Consider the following 15,391-nt stretch of genomic DNA (forward strand, 5'->3'; position numbering starts at 1 on the left):
GCACTTAGACCACCTGGCGCCAATCCGAAGGCCTGCATCCGCAGGGAGCTGACCGACACGTTCGGCATCTCCTTCCGCCGCGAGGAGCGGACCGGGGCGTGGGAGATCGCAGCCCTTCCCGAAGCGACGATCCGCTTGTTCAGCGAGCGCGACAGCCAGGTCCGCGACCTGCTGACGAAGCTGGGCATCGACTACGACAGCGCCCCGACCCGTGAGCGCACCGCCGCCTCCACCGCGTCCAAGGCCGCGAAGAACGGCGAGGCAGTGGGAGTGACGCCGCCGAACGCGGGCTCGTGGACGGCGTGATCGCCCCCGCCGAGACAAGGCCCGTACTGGTCCGGGCACTTGAGGCACTGCGTACGAAGGACGCCCGGCTTCCCTCGCACACACGGCAACCCGCCGATGTGACCCGGCAAGACCACAGAACCGCAGGACAGAGACGGCAAGACCGCAAGACGGAGGGGACGTCCAGGAACCATGACAGGTAACACCAGGCACGACGGAGCGTGGCTGCGCCGATTCCACCCGGCGCCAGATTCTTCTTCGGCTGGCCGCGGGACAGACACTCCGGACGCTTCCTGCGCGGGCTTCGGCCAGGCGGCCGAATCCTTAATTCGCCGGAGGGCACAAAATTGTTCAGTCCGCAAATCTGGCAGAGGCATATAGCGCGTTCGGTCGCAATGGTTTTGGCGAGAAATTCCAAGCTTGACAGTGTTGTGGGGTTTGCTTATATTCCAGTCGGTCAAGTTCCTGCCGATCAATATCCAAAGGTGTTCATGGCTACGCTTCCAACGCTGCCGAAGTTCAGGCAGCAGTTAATTCTTGCCGTTCTTATGGTGTGTTCGCTGCTGATTTGGCTGGACAACACCGTCCTCAGTATTCTCCTGGAGACCCTTGCCGACCCGGTCCGTGGACTGGGTGCCAGCCCGGCCGAGCTGCAATGGGCCACAGGCGCATACACCCTGGTCTTCGCAACCTTGATGTTCACCGCTGGCGCACTGGGCGATAGCTTCGGCCACCGGAATGTGCTCGCAGTTGGCTTGGTGATCTTTGCCGGGGCCTCGATCTGGGCGGCGTACGCAGGCGATGCGGGCCAGCTGATTGCCGCCCGGGCCGCGATGGGAGTCGGCGCCGCACTGATCATGCCTGCCAACTTTGCCATCCTGTTGTGGACCTTCACCGGCCCCGTGCGGGCAACCGCAATCGCCATTTCTTCCACATCCACCGGTGTCGGAATGGCAGCGGGTCCGGTGTTGGCGGGACTCCTGCTCAGTCATTTCTGGTGGGGTTCGGTCTTTCTCGTCAACGTCCCCATTGTCGTGCTGGCATTGGCTGGGATCGTCCTGTTGGTTCCCAATTTTCGCAGCCCTGCCGTGCGGCCGCTGGACCCGGCTGGGATGTTGCTGTCGATCAGCGGACTCGCGGCATTGACCTACGGCCTGATTCGCGCGGGGCAGGTGGACGCCTGGAGTCGTTCGGACGTCTGGGCGCCGATCGCGGTCGGGCTTGTCCTGCTGGCTGCTTTCGTGCTCGTCGAATTGCGAATCAAGGAACCAAGTTTCGATCCCCGGATGCTTGCGCAGCGGGTGTTCGGTGGTGGCAACGTGTCCATGGCGTTGCTGCTCTTTTCGGTGGCTGCCGTCACTTTCTACAACGCATTCTATATGCAGGGTGCATTGGGCTACTCGCCGATGAAGGCCGGCCTGGCCAATGTTCCGACCGCGGTCGGCGCTGTCGTAGGGGCGCCCCTGGGCGCACGTCTGGTGAGCCGATGGTCGCTGCGCCCTGTCGCCGTGCCGGCGCTCACTGTGGCGGCTTTCAGCTTTGGCGCGGTCGGATTTCTCGATCTGCACACCCCACTCGTCTGGATCGAGATCCTGTTGTTGGCGCAGGGCCTTTCCGTCGGCATGGTGATGGCCCCGGTGACCGGAGCACTGCTCAGCAGCCTGTCGCTGGAACGGTCCGGTGCCGGGTCGGCCGTCACCAACACGGCGCGGCAGGCCGGCAGTGTGATCGGGATTGCGGTGGGCGGCACGATCATGTCGATCGCATATCGAGGCGCGATCGAACCCTCGCTGAGCGATGTCCCGGAGGCGCTACAGGAAAGCGCCCGGGTTTCCGCAGAACAGGCTCGGCATGTCGCCGCCACCCTCGACCGGCCCACTCTTGCGCAGGCTGCCGATCATGCGTTCATCCACGCTATGCACGTCGGCGCGGTCTGGATCACGCTCATCGCACTCGTCGCAGCAGCCGTGCTGGTGTTTGCCTTGCGTCCGGTCGGAAGGCTCAAGGGGTCGGCACAGAAGCCTGACGACGGTCGAGAAAGTAGCCGCTCCGGTGCTGGGGCCGCCCCCCGTGCCGGGACCGATAACAAATCCACGAATGCAGGCGCTGACATTGACAGTTCCTGACGCAAGGGGAATCGGGCAAAAGCTTCCAGGTGTCCTGCTTGATGGTTAAGCCACGTACCTGCTCGACCGTCATATGTGCGCGCTGTGGGCCTGGTCCGGGCATCATCGTGCAGTGGGGGATGTCCCACCGCATGGTGATACCCAGAGCGTTGCCTCGGTTGTCCCGACATCGGAACCTGGCGGGTTCGAGGTGTCCGACGTCGACTGCGCGCTGATCGAGCCGGACAAGCCCGCCGGCGCGCTCCTCGACTCGCCCGGTCGGTCGGTCGATGTTGGCGGGCGCGGATTGGTGGTGGCCGGCGGACCTGCCCCGCAGGTCAAGATCGCTGGCTGGGGCCCGTCTCAGCCGCCGGAGCGGGGTCGACGCTGGCTTGATTGCCTTCTGTGTACACCTTGATACTCCTGGCTCGGCCCCTGGATGTCAGGGCCTCACGCTCCGGATCGTGCGACGATGTCGCTATGAATCGACTGGCCAACGAGCAGTCGCCCTACCTACTCCAGCACGCCTCCAATCCAGTGGACTGGTGGCCATGGGGAGAGGAGGCGATGACGGAAGCTAAGCGGCGGGACGTACCCATCCTCTTGAGTGTGGGCTATGCGTCCTGCCACTTATAGCTTCTGAATAATTCACTGGTGCCACGTGATGGCGCACGAAAGCTTCGAGGACCCGGCCACCGCCGCGCTGCTCAACGACCACTTCGTGGCCGTCAAGGTCGACCGGGAGGAGCGCCCGGACGTCGACGCCGTCTATATGGAGGCCGTGCAGGCCGCCACCGGCCAGGGTGGCTGGCCCATGACCGTCTTCCTCACCCCCGACGCCGAGCCGTTCTACTTCGGGACGTACTTCCCGCCGGAGCCCCGCCACGGCATGCCGTCCTTCGGACAGATCCTGGAGGGGGTGCGCAGCGCCTGGGCCGACCGGCGCGACGAGGTCGGCGAGGTCGCCGGCCGGATCGTCGCCGACCTGGCCGGCCGGTCGCTGAGCGCTTCGCTGCCCGCCGACCGGCGCCCGCCGCGCGCCGAGGAGCTGCACACCGCCCTGATGGGCCTGACCCGCGAATTCGACGCGGCGCACGGCGGATTCGGCGGCGCGCCCAAGTTCCCGCCGCCCATGGTGCTGGAGTTCCTGCTCCGCCACCATGCGCGCACCGCTTCCGCCGGGGCCCTGGAGATGGTGCAGGCGACGTGCGAGGCGATGGCCCGCGGCGGGATCTACGACCAGCTCGGCGGGGGCTTCGCGCGCTACGCGGTGGACGCCACATGGACCGTGCCGCACTTCGAGAAGATGCTCTACGACAACGCCCTGCTGTGCCGGACCTACGCCCACCTGTGGCGGTCCACCGGTTCGGAGGAGGCCCGCCGTATTGCCGTCGAGACCGCCGACTTCATCGTCCGTGAACTCCGCACCGGCCAGGGCGGTTTCGCCTCCGCACTGGACGCGGACAGCGACGACGGCACCGGCCGGCACGTCGAGGGCGCCTACTACGTGTGGACACCCGGGCAGCTGCGGGCCGTACTGGGCGAGGAGGACGCGGAGTTCGCCGCCGCCCACTTCGGCGTCACCGAGGAAGGCACCTTCGAGGAGGGCGCCTCGGTCCTGCAACTCCCGGACACCGAGGGCCTGGTGGACGCCGAACGGGTGGCCTCCGTCCGGCAGCGGCTGCTCACGGCGCGCGAGGAGCGGCCGCGCCCCGGCCGGGACGACAAGGTCGTCGCCTGCTGGAACGGGCTGGCCATCGCCGCGCTCGCCGAGACCGGCGCCTATTTCGACCGCCCGGACCTGATCCAGGCCGCCACCGACGCGGCCGATCTGCTCGTCCGCGTCCACATGGACGGGCAGGCCCGGCTGCACCGCACCTCCCGCGACGGCACACCCGGCGCCAACTCCGGTGTCCTGGAGGACTACGCCGACGTCGCGGAGGGTTTCCTCACCCTCGCCTCGGTCACCGGGGAGGGCGTCTGGGTGAAGTTCGCGGGCTTCCTCCTGGACACCGTGCTGCTCCAGTTCACCACCGAGGACGGCGCGCTCTACGACACCGCGGCCGACGCCGAGGCGCTGATCCGCCGCCCCCAGGACCCGACCGACAACGCGACGCCCTCCGGGTGGACCGCGGCAGCCGGCGCCCTGCTGTCGTACGCGGCGCTGACCGGCAGCGGCCTGCACCGGGACGCCGCGGAGCGGGCCTTGGGCATCGTCACCGCGCTCGCCGGCCGGGCTCCGCGCTTCATCGGATGGGGCCTCGCGGTCGCCGAGGCCGCGCTGGACGGTCCGCGCGAGGTCGCGGTCGTCGGCCCACCGGGCGATCCGGCCACCGCCGCACTGCACCACGCCGCGCTGCTCGGCACCGCCCCGGGGGCGGTCGTCGCCATGGGGGCCCCCGGGGCGGACGAGGTGCCGCTCCTCCAGGACCGCCCCCTGGTCGACGGCAAACCCGCCGCGTACGTCTGCCGCCACTTCACCTGCGAACGGCCGACCACGGACCCGGTGGAGCTGACGGCAGGGCTCCAGGGGTAGGCGCCCAGGACCTGTCCGGTGTGGACCAGTGGATCAGCGGCCACCGGACAGGCCGCTGGGTGGGAGGCCCCCGGGGGCGGCCGGCACGACCGCCGTCCCGCGGTTCCGGCCTCCGCCCCTCCGCCCTGCGGCAGTTCGCGGGCCGGGGGCCGGGGCCGGGGGCCGCTTCGTACGTGCCGCCACCAAGCGCGGGGTGGTATGACCCTGCCGCGCGCGTCAACGATCTAGCCTCAGGTCATGACACAGCGCACACACCGTGAAGTTCACCTGGCCGGCCGGCCCCGGGGGCCGCTCACCGAGGACCTCTTCGAGATCGTGGAGGTGCCGGTCCCGGAACCCGGGCCCGGCCAGGTGCTGGTACGCAACACCGTGATGGGTGTCGCCGCCGTGATGCGCACGCTGATGGAGGAGACCAGCGTGGTGCCGATGCCCTCCTACCAGATCGGCGAGCCGCTGTACGGGGCCGCCGTCGGCGAGGTGGTGGCCGCCCCGGGGACCGACTTCACCCCCGGCGACCTGGTGGAACACCACGTCGGCTGGCGCGAGTACGCCCTGCTGGACGCCGACCGGGCGCACCGGCTCGACCCCGGTCTGCTGCCCGACCCGGCCGCCTACCTCTCGCAGGGCCCCACCGCCTGGATGGGCGTGGTGCGCGGCGCCGAAGTGCGCCCCGGGGACACGGTGTTCATCACCGGAGCGGCGGGCGGCGTGGGCTCCTTGGCGGGCCAGATCGCCCGGCTGCGCGGTGCGGCCCGGATCATCGGCAGTACGGGATCACCGGAGAAGGCGGACCGGCTGATCAAGGAATTCGGCTATGACGCGGTGGTGATCCGCGGCGCGGGTCCCCTTGAGGAGCAACTGCGCAAGGCCGCCCCGGAGGGTCTCGATGCGGTCTTCGACAACGTCGGCGGCGAACAGCTTCGCGCCGCCCTCGCCGTCGCCAACCGGCGCGCCCGGGTCGCCCTCGTAGGAGCCCTGTCCGCCCAGCTCTCCCCTGGGGGCACGAGCACCATCGAACTCGACACCCTCTCGCTGCTCGCCCGCAGCATCACCCTGCGCGGCGTCGCCCTGTACGAGCACCTGGACCTGATCCCGGAGTGGAACCAGCGGTTCGGCGAGGGGCTGCGCGACGGCTCCCTCACCTTCCCGCACGCCCGGCTGCAGGGCATCGAGCAGGCGCCACGGGCACTGCGCGAGCTGACCGAGGGGCGCCATCTGGGCGCCGTGGTCGTGAAGTTGTGAGCTGACGGCAGCGCGCCGCCGGGCGGGGCGATTCCCCCGCCGCTGTCGGCGGCCGGTTGTAGCCTGCCGGAGTGACGACCTTGCTCGGGTATCGCTCCCTCGTCCAGGAAGCCGCGGCGCTGCGGGCCGGCGCGGACGATCCGGTCGCCGCGGTGCACCGCTCGTGTGACCGTATCGACGCCGTCGACCCGCGGGTGCGGGCCTTCGTGCCCGAAGCCGGGCGGCGTACGCGGCTCCTGGAGGCGGCGAGGGCGGCCGCCGGTGCGCGCGAGGCCGCCGGCCGGCCCGCCCTGTACGGCGTCCCCGTGGGCGTCAAGGACATCGTGCACGCCGACGGGCTGCCCACCCGTGCGGGCTCGGCACTGCCGCCAGAAGTGCTCGGCGGTCGACAGGCCACCGTCGTCGACCGGCTGTGCGCCGCCGGTGCGCTGATCGCGGGCAAGACCGTGACCGCGGAGTTCGCGGTCACCGCGCCGGGCCCCACCCGCAATCCGCACCATCTCGCGCATACGCCCGGCGGTTCGAGCAGCGGGTCGGCGGCCGCCGTCGCCGCGGGGATGGTGTCGCTGGCCATTGGGACGCAGACCGTCGGCTCGATGATCCGGCCCGCGGCGTACTGCGGAGTGGTCGGCTTCAAGCCGACCTACGGGCGGATACCCGTGGCCGGGGTGATCCCCAACGCCGCGAGTTTCGACACTCTCGGCTGGTACGCCACGGACGTCGCCGGTATCGCCCTGGCGTCATCGGTGCTGGTCGACGGGTGGCGGACGCAGCGGCCGGCGGGGCCAAGCCTGCGCCCCGTACTGGGCGTTCCGGTCGGCCCCTATCTGGAGCGCGCCGGTGACGAGGCGCTGGGTGCCTTCACCGCGCAGCGGGGGTTGTTGCGGGCCGCCGGGTACGCCGTCCACGAGGTGCCGGTGATGGACGACTTCGAGCAGATCGTGGCGCAGCTGTTCACGATGAACCGCTACGAGGTCGCCCGGGCCCACGCCGACTGGTTCGCACGCTTCGGGGACGTCTACCGTCCGGAGACCACGGCGGCCATCCGGCAGGGTCACACGATCGCTGACACCGACTACGCAGCGGCCCGCCAACGGCGCAAGGCCTTCCGCGCACGCCTCGCGACGGACCGCGCCGCGGCCGGCATCGACCTGTGGATCGCCCCGTCCGCCACCGGCCCCGCCCCCGCCGACCTCACCACCACCGGCAGCTCGATCATGTGCCTGCCCTGGAGCAACGCCGGCCTGCCGGCCATCAGTCTGCCCGCGGGGCACGCGGCGAACGGCCTGCCGCTCGGCCTCCAACTCATCGGCGATTTCGGCGCGGACGAGGAGCTGCTGACCGCGGCGGCCGGGATCGAGGACGTCCTGAACGCCCGCGCCGAACGCCCGCCCGGGATCGAGGACGTCCTGAACGCCACGTCGACCGCCTCGCCCCGCACCCCCGGCCCTACAGCGTGAGCCCCCGCGCCAGTACGTCCATCGTCCCGTGGACCAGCGCCTCCAGATCGGCCTCCGGGCCGCCCTCGACCCAGGCCAGCATCGCCTCCTGGAGCGCGGCCAGGATCGCGGCACCGATCACCCGCAACTCCAGGTCGCCGTCCGGGCGGCCGGAGCGTTCCGCCAGTACAGCGGCGAGCATCGCGGCGTCCCGCGCGGTGTTCTCCGCCGTACGGCCCCGGATCGCGGGCACCTCACGGATCAGCCGGACCCGCTGGAAGAGTTCGCTGCGCTCGTCCGCGGTGAGCCCGCGCAGCGCCTCGACGGTGACCTGACGCATCGACTCGACCATCGGCTCGTCCGCGGGACGGGCCCGCAGTCCGGCCTCCAGCACGGCGTCGTACTCGTCCGTGAGCACGATGTCTTCCTTGGTGGGGAAGTAGCGGAAGACCGTGCTCGGTGAGACATCGGCGGCCTCGGCGATCCGGTCGACCGGCGTCGCGTCGTAGCCCTGCTCCGCGAACAGCCGGTAGGCGGCCCGCCGGATCGCCTGCCGGGTCTGGAGCTTCTTCCGCTCCCGCAGCCCGAGCTTCGGCGTCCCGGAGGGTGTGGCGGCGGCAGAGGTGCGTGCGGAGACCATGGGCAGCATTGTCAGGCATATCCCGTGCCCCGGAACGACGGCCGTGGCGGTACATGGGCTGCGCCCGCGCCGCGGTTGGCCGGGGGCGCGCTGTCGATTGTCAGTGAGGCGTGTCACGCTGCGGAATGCAGTCGACTACTTTCAGTGACAGCAGCCGGGGGGTTGTCAGGCGTGTGTATAAGCCACCAGTGAGATGCCGACGTAGTGCACGACGAAGGCGGCCAGGGTGAGGGAGTGGAAGACCTCGTGGAAGCCGAACCACTGGGGGGAGGGGTTGGGGCGCTTGATGCCGTAGATGACGCCGCCGGCGCTGTAGAGCAGTCCGCCGACGATGACGAGTACGAGGACGGCGATGCCGCCGGTGCGCAGGAAGTCGGGCAGGAAGAAGACGGCGGCCCAGCCCATGGCGATGTAGCAGGGGGTGTACAGCCAGCGGGGGGCGCCGACCCAGAAGACCCGGAAGAGGATGCCGGCCAGGGCGGCCGCCCAGACCGCCCAGAGCAGTGTCTCGCCGCGGGAGCCCGGTACGAGCAGCATCGTCAGCGGCGTATAGGTGCCCGCGATGATCAGGAAGATATTGGCGTGATCGAGGCGGCGGAGTATGCCGTCGGCGCGCGGGCCCCAATTGCCGCGGTGGTAAAGGGCGCTGACGCCGAACAGTAGACAGGCGGACATCGTGTAGATGCCGCAGGCCAGGCGGCCGCGGGGGCTGTCGGCGAGGGCGGTGAGGACGATGCCGGAGAGCAGGACGGCGGGGAACATTCCGGCGTGCAGCCAGCCGCGCAGTCTGGGTTTGAGGGGGGTGGTCTCGGCGGTGACGGCCGCGCTCGCGGGCGGCGCGGAGGGGGGACGGCTCTCGGCGGCGTCGGGCGCGGAAGTCATGGCGTAATGCTACCTACGCGACCGTAAGTTACGGATTCGTACCGGAGTGGTGACGGTCACCACAGCGCCCTCTGGACAGAACTCTATCGGGGTCGGATGATCAAATGAGTGCGGTCGGCACCGGATGAGCGGTCACGAAGCATCCGGGTCGCAGCCCCCAAGGGGCAAACAACCAAAAGAAGCGGATTTTCCCGGCAAATCGGGTAGACATCCGTCCAGACCCTCATCTAGGAGCGATCGTGGCGCGCGACAACGCGGCTCCCACCATTCCGACCCGTCACCAGGGACTCATCGCCTGGGTCGACGAGATCGCAGCGATCACCCAGCCCGACCGGGTCGTCTGGTGTGACGGCTCGGAGGCGGAGTACGAGCGGCTGTGCGAGGAGCTCGTCGACAAGGGAACGTTCACCAAGCTCGACCGGATCAAGCGCCCCAACTCGTACTACGCCGCCTCCGACCCGTCGGACGTGGCGCGCGTCGAGGACCGCACCTTCATCTGCTCCGAGAAGGAAGAGGACGCCGGCCCGACCAACCACTGGAAGGCCCCCGCCGAGATGCGGGAGATCTTCACGGGTGACAAGGGCATCTTCCGCGGTTCGATGAAGGGCCGGACGATGTACGTCGTCCCGTTCTGCATGGGCCCGCTCGGCTCCCCGCTCTCCGCGCTCGGCGTGGAGATCACCGACTCCGCCTACGTCGCGGTCTCCATGCGCACCATGACGCGCATGGGCCGGCCGGTGCTCGACGAGCTCGGCGAGGACGGTTTCTTCGTCAAGGCGGTGCACACCCTCGGCGCCCCGCTGGCCGAGGGCGAGGCCGACGTTCCGTGGCCGTGCAACTCCACCAAGTACATCTCGCACTTCCCCGAGGCCCGCGAGATCTGGTCCTACGGCTCGGGCTACGGCGGCAACGCCCTGCTCGGCAAGAAGTGTTACGCGCTGCGTATCGCCTCGGTGATGGCGCGTGACGAGGGCTGGCTGGCCGAGCACATGCTGATCCTCAAGCTGACCCCGCCGCAGGGTGAGGCGAAGTACGTCGCCGCCGCCTTCCCGTCCGCTTGCGGCAAGACCAACCTCGCCATGCTGGAGCCCACGATCTCCGGCTGGACGGTCGAGACCATCGGCGACGACATCGCCTGGATGCGCTTCGGCGAGGACGGCCGCCTCTACGCGATCAACCCCGAGGCCGGTTTCTTCGGCGTCGCGCCCGGCACCGGCGAGCACACCAACGCCAACGCCATGAAGACGATGTGGGGCAACTCCGTCTTCACCAATGTCGCGCTGACCGATGACGGCGATGTGTGGTGGGAGGGCATGACGGAGGAGAAGCCCGCCCATCTGACCGACTGGAAGGGCAACGACTGGACGCCGGAGTCCGAGACCCCCGCCGCCCACCCCAACGCCCGCTTCACCGTCCCGGCCGGCCAGTGCCCGATCATCGCGCCCGAGTGGGAGGACCCCAAGGGCGTGCCGATCTCGGCCATCCTCTTCGGCGGCCGCCGCGCCAGTGCCGTGCCGCTGGTGACCGAGTCGCTGACCTGGCAGCACGGCGTCTTCCTCGGCGCCAACGTCGCCAGCGAGAAGACCGCCGCGGCCGAGGGCAAGGTCGGCGAGCTGCGCCGCGACCCGTTCGCCATGCTGCCGTTCTGCGGCTACAACATGGGCGACTACATGGGGCATTGGGTCAAGGTCGGCAGCGACGCCGCGCGGGAAGGGCGCCAGTCCAAGCTGCCGAAGATCTACTACGTCAACTGGTTCCGCAAGGACGACCAGGGCCGCTTCGTGTGGCCGGGCTTCGGCGAGAACGGCCGGGTGCTCAAGTGGATCGTCGAGCGGCTGGAGGGCACGGCCGAGGGTGTCGAGACGCCCATCGGCGTGCTGCCCACCAAGGAGGCGCTGGACACCGAGGGCCTCGGCCTCGACGATGCCGACCTCGACTTCCTGCTGACCGTCGACAAGGACGTGTGGCGCGAGGAGGCGGCGCTGATCCCCGAGCACCTCAACACCTTCGGTGACCACACGCCGAAGGAGCTGTGGGACGAGTACCGGGCGCTGGTGCAGCGGCTCGGCTAGGCACTGCACCCGCACCGCGCACTGCACGGCCGGGGCCCCGCACCTGTGGGTGTGGGGCCCCGTTTGTGCTCGTGTGACGCGTCGGCTCGGGCGACTTCGGGCCGGCCGCCCCGGTTGGGCCGGGGGAGTGACCCGGGGCCGTGACCGGTTGGTACGGCGCGCGGTCAGTTCGTACGGCGCGCGCTCAGGCCGTGGCGAGATTCCGGAAGGGTGCGGCGTGGGCCGCCACCCGCTCCGCCGCCAGGGCCATCACCGCGGTGTCGTTCCGGGTCGTGGCGACCGCGAGGGCGTTCCCGGCCAGGGTGTGGGCGCGCTGGTGGAGGGCTCCGGTCCGGGCCGCGGCGGCGCCGTCGGTGGGCTCGGCGCGCAGCGGATAGTGGCCGTCGCTCAGCCGCGCGACCTGCTCGGCGATGCGCTCGGCGGCGGCGGCCAGCGCGGCGCCGTCCGGCGCGGGAGCGTCCGCCGCGCCGCCGTCCGCACGCGTCGCCAGCGCATGGAGCTCATCGGTGACGGTGAGCAGCGCGGTCAGCTGGCCGGCGAGCCGGATGTCCAGCTCCTCCTCGCGGGAGCGGTGCGGGATCTCCGGGGCGGCGGCCATGGTGTGGACCGACTTGGTGCGGATCGGTTCGTACATGGGACGGCCTCCTGAAAGCGTCAGGAGACCATCCTAGCTTGGACTCTGTCTAAAGTTGAGGTCCGTATAGAAATCGGGGTGCGTCAGTACTGTCCGTAACCGTCGAGGAAGGAGCCGATCCGGGTGACGGCATCCGTCAGCTCGTCCTTGCCGGGCAGGGTGACCAGGCGGAAGTGATCCGGCTCGGGCCAGTTGAAGCCGGTGCCGTGCACGATCATGATCTTCTCGGCGCGGAGCAGATCGAGCACCATCTGCCGGTCGTCCTTGACCTTGTAGACCTTCGGGTCCAGGCGCGGGAAGGCGTACAGCGCGCCCTTCGGCTTGACGCAGCTGACGCCGGGGATCTGGGTGAGCAGCTCGTACGCCGTGTCGCGCTGCTCCAGCAGCCGGCCGCCGGGCAGCACCAGCTCGTTGATCGACTGGCGGCCGCCGAGCGCGGTGGCCACCGCATGCTGGGCCGGCATGTTGGCGCACAGCCGCATATTGGCCAGGATCGTCAGCCCCTCGATGTACGAGGCGGCATGGGCCTTCGGGCCGCAGACCGCCATCCAGCCGCTGCGGTAGCCGGCCACCCGGTAGGACTTCGACAGCCCGTTGAAGGTCAGGGTCAGCAGATCGGGGGCCAGGGCGGCGAACGGGGTGTGGGTGACGCCGTCGTAGAGGATCTTGTCGTAGATCTCGTCGGCGCAGACGATCAGGTTGTGCCGGCGGGCGATCTCCGCGATGCCCAGGAGCAGCTCGTCGTCGTAGACGGCGCCCGTGGGGTTGTTGGGGTTGATGACGACGAGCGCCTTGGTGCGGTCGGTGATCTTGCGCTCGATGTCGGCGAGGTCCGGCATCCAGTCCGCCTGCTCGTCACAGCGGTAGTGCACGGCCGTGCCGCCGGAGAGCGAGACCGAGGCCGTCCACAGCGGGTAGTCCGGCGCCGGGACCAGCACCTCGTCGCCGTCGTCCAGCAGCGCCTGCATCGACATCTGGATCAGCTCGGAGACGCCGTTGCCGAGGTAGATGTCGTCGACGGAGAGCTCGATGCCCTTGGTCTGGTAGTGCTGCATCACCGCGCGGCGGGCGGACAGCAGGCCCTTCGCGTCGCCGTAGCCGTGGGCGCTGCCGACCGTGCGGAGGATGTCCTCCAGGATCTCCGGCGGGCACTCGAAGCCGAACGCCGCGGGGTTGCCGGTGTTGAGCTTGAGGATGCGGTGACCCGCCGCCTCCAGCCGCATGGCCTCCTCGAGCACCGGGCCACGGATCTCGTAGCAGACGTTGGCGAGCTTCGTTGACTGGATCACCTGCATGTCCGCCACCTTACGGGCGCGTATCCGCGGCCGCTCGGTGTTTTTCCCCACGTTGGCTCACGGGGCGGGTGGCTTCCCGCACGCTCAGTGACGTCGGCGGGCGGCCCGGCTCCGCGGTTTCCGTGGGGTGCCGATGCGGCGGGCGCCGGTGTTTTCCACAGGGGGCCACGAGCGGGGGCCGCCCGGCGGTACGCTCCGGGCCGTTGCACGGCCGGTGCGCCCGCGCCGGTCACCGCGCACTGCGCACCGTGCCGCGGAGCTGATGCGGCGATTACGCGAGAGGGCGGAGCTCCCGGCCGACGTCCAGCCGGAGCCCGCCCCCGTACGTCGCCACGGCCGCGTCCACGTGCCGCCGCCGGGGTACGGCGCGCCGCCGACAGCGCGGACCGAGGCGCCCGGTCTGCTGTTGCGGGGGGGGGGGGGGAACATCCTGTGGGTGGACGACTGCCCGAGCAACGACGTGCGAGCGCCGCCGAGGTCGAGCGGCTGGTCCTGCGGCATGCCGGGCCGGATCCGTGGTTCGGCTGACCCTCAGCCCCGGCCCGGCGCCGTCCGCCGTACCGACCGCCCCGCCAGCACCTGCGTCCGCCGGCCGTCCTCGATCACGAACCGGCCGTCGATCAGGACGTGCGGAATGCCCCGCGGCAGGGTGCGCGGGGCGTCGAAGGTGGCGCCGGCGGCGACCGTTTCGGGGTCGAAGAGGACCAGGTCGGCGCGGTGACCCTCGCGGATCAGGCCGCGATCGGGGAGCCGCAGCCGGGCGGCCGGGCGGCCCGTCAGATGGGCGACACACTCCTCCAGCGACAGCACCCCCAGCTCCCGGACGTAGGTGCCGAGGTAGCGGGGGAAGGTGCCGTACGCGCGCGGATGCGGCTTGCGGCCCTGGAGGATGCCGTCGCTGCCGCCGGTGTGCACCCGGTGGCGCATGATGCGGCGGACGTTGTCCTCGTGGCCGACGTGCTGAAGGATCGTCGGGCCCAGCCGGTCGTCGAGCAGCAGCCGCCGGGCGGTGGCCCAGGGCTCCTCGCCGCGCTCCGCCGCGCTGCGGGCGACGGTCTTGCCGATGAAGCCGGCCAGCGCCGGGTCGCACACCCCGGAGATCTCGATGGTGTCCCAGGAGATCGGTACGCCATGACAGCCGTCCGCGCCCGCCACCTCCATGGCATGGCGGATGCGAGCGGCCGTCGCCTCGTCCCGCAGACGGGCCAGGACCGCCTCGGGGCCGCCCTCGCCCGCCCAGCTCGGCAGCAACGCGGCCAGCGTCGTGCAGCCGGGGGTGTAGGGGTAGCTGTCGAGGGAGAGGTCCGCGCCGGCGTCCAGCGCGTCGTCCAGCAGGGCGAGCAGCTCGGGTGCCCGGCCCTCGTTGACGCCGAAGTTCATGGTGGCGTGGGCGAGATGCAGCGCACAGCCGGCCTCGCGGGTCAGGGCGATCATCTCCGCGTACGCGGCCAGGGCGCCGGCGCCGTACGAGCGGTGGTGCGGGCAGTAGTAGCCGCCGTAGCGGGCCACCACCCGGCACAGCTCGGTCAGTTCGGCATCACGCGCGTACATGCCGGGGGTGTAGGTCAGCCCAGAGGACATCCCGGCCGCGCCTTGTTCGAGGCCCTCGGCGACCAGCTGCTTCATCCGCGCCAGTTCACCGGCGGTGGCCTCCCGGTCGTCCCAGCCGACCGCGAGCATCCGCACGGTGCCCTGCGGGACGAGGTACGCGGCGTTGAGCGCGATGCCCTCGCCGCCGAAGCCGTGGTCGAGGCGGTCGAGGTACGCGCCGACCGTGCGCCAGTCGAAGTCGACGGAGGTGTCGCCGGGCGCTCCGCCGTTCCAGCCGGTGATCTGGACGCGGACCTCGGCGAGGGTGCGATCGTCGACCGGTGCGTACGACAGGCCGTCCTGGCCGAGGACTTCGAGGGTGACGCCCTGGGCGGCCTTCGCCTCGTGCGCCGGGTCCCGCAGCAGCGCGAGGTCGCTGTGGGCGTGCATGTCGATGAAGCCGGGGGCCAGCGCGAGGCCCTGGCCGTCCACCAGGCGGGTGCCGCCCGGGCGCCGTCCGCCGTCCGTCTCGCGGTGGATCTCGGCGATCCGCCCGCCGGCCAGGGCGACATCGGCGCGGTAGGACGGGCCGCCGGACCCGTCGACGACGCGGACGTCGCGGAACACGGTGTCCATGGGCGGGCCGCCTTTCCGGGTCCGGGGCCGCGGGGTGGTGGGGAGGGGGCGACCAGGGCCGGTCCCATGGGTCAGGGCCGGGACCGACCCTGACC

The 15,391-nt window shown here is 70.6% G+C and carries 10 protein-coding genes and 1 pseudogene; 6 read left to right on the forward strand and 5 right to left on the reverse strand.

The genetic code is table 11. The annotated features are described in order from the left end of the window. The first annotated feature begins 48 nt into the window (after positions 1 to 48). The 5 genes and pseudogenes from BKA18_RS23200 (at position 49) to BKA18_RS23220 (ending at position 7,628) form a co-directional block, all read left to right on the forward strand. A complete protein-coding gene (locus BKA18_RS23200; RefSeq protein ID WP_429638769.1) occupies positions 49 to 306 on the forward strand; it encodes a relaxase domain-containing protein in 258 nt (85 codons plus the stop codon). A 470-nt stretch (positions 307 to 776) separates the two neighbouring features. Then, on the forward strand, positions 777 to 2,411 hold the full coding sequence (locus BKA18_RS23205) for an MFS transporter (RefSeq protein WP_366044346.1): 1,635 nt from the start codon (positions 777 to 779) through the stop codon (positions 2,409 to 2,411). 459 nt (positions 2,412 to 2,870) lie between these two features. Then, positions 2,871 to 4,926 (forward strand): annotated as a pseudogene (locus BKA18_RS23210) (thioredoxin domain-containing protein). 237 nt (positions 4,927 to 5,163) lie between these two features. Then, positions 5,164 to 6,168: an MDR family NADP-dependent oxidoreductase gene (locus tag BKA18_RS23215; protein WP_006603444.1), complete on the forward strand. Its 1,005-nt coding sequence runs from the start codon at positions 5,164 to 5,166 to the stop codon at positions 6,166 to 6,168. A gap of 71 nt (positions 6,169 to 6,239) precedes the next feature. Further along, the gene (locus BKA18_RS23220; protein WP_366044345.1) at positions 6,240 to 7,628 is read left to right on the forward strand and encodes an amidase; all 1,389 of its coding nucleotides are present in this window, start codon (positions 6,240 to 6,242) and stop codon (positions 7,626 to 7,628) included. Here the strand turns inward: BKA18_RS23220 and BKA18_RS23225 are convergent. Then, positions 7,618 to 8,247 carry a TetR/AcrR family transcriptional regulator gene (locus BKA18_RS23225; RefSeq protein WP_429638552.1) on the reverse strand — a complete coding sequence of 210 codons (630 nt, stop codon included), beginning with the start codon at positions 8,245 to 8,247 and terminating at the stop codon, positions 7,618 to 7,620. The two genes, BKA18_RS23220 and BKA18_RS23225, sit on opposite strands and share 11 nt — an antisense overlap. Positions 8,248 to 8,412: 165 nt before the next feature. Next, positions 8,413 to 9,129, reverse strand: a complete 717-nt coding sequence (gene trhA, locus BKA18_RS23230; protein WP_366044343.1) for a PAQR family membrane homeostasis protein TrhA — start codon at positions 9,127 to 9,129, stop codon at positions 8,413 to 8,415. 239 nt (positions 9,130 to 9,368) lie between these two features. Between trhA and BKA18_RS23235 the strand changes: the two genes are divergently transcribed. Further along, entirely contained in the window at positions 9,369 to 11,201 is a 1,833-nt protein-coding gene (locus BKA18_RS23235) for a phosphoenolpyruvate carboxykinase (GTP) (RefSeq protein WP_366044342.1), read from the forward strand. 184 nt (positions 11,202 to 11,385) lie between these two features. On the opposite strand, the gene BKA18_RS23240 is transcribed toward BKA18_RS23235, so the two are convergent. From BKA18_RS23240 to BKA18_RS23250, 3 genes are all read right to left on the reverse strand, one after another. Further along, positions 11,386 to 11,835 carry an SCO4983 family protein gene (locus tag BKA18_RS23240; protein ID WP_366044341.1) on the reverse strand — a complete coding sequence of 150 codons (450 nt, stop codon included), beginning with the start codon at positions 11,833 to 11,835 and terminating at the stop codon, positions 11,386 to 11,388. An 83-nt stretch (positions 11,836 to 11,918) separates the two neighbouring features. Further along, the gene (locus BKA18_RS23245) at positions 11,919 to 13,130 is read right to left on the reverse strand and encodes a pyridoxal phosphate-dependent aminotransferase (RefSeq protein WP_366044340.1); all 1,212 of its coding nucleotides are present in this window, start codon (positions 13,128 to 13,130) and stop codon (positions 11,919 to 11,921) included. A gap of 531 nt (positions 13,131 to 13,661) precedes the next feature. Beyond that, positions 13,662 to 15,296: an N-acyl-D-amino-acid deacylase family protein gene (locus BKA18_RS23250; protein WP_366044339.1), complete on the reverse strand. Its 1,635-nt coding sequence runs from the start codon at positions 15,294 to 15,296 to the stop codon at positions 13,662 to 13,664. Positions 15,297 to 15,391: the final 95 nt, after the last annotated feature.

The organism is Streptomyces auratus, from assembly GCF_050433025.1.
GTDB classification, from domain to species: Bacteria; Actinomycetota; Actinomycetes; order Streptomycetales; family Streptomycetaceae; genus Streptomyces; species Streptomyces sioyaensis.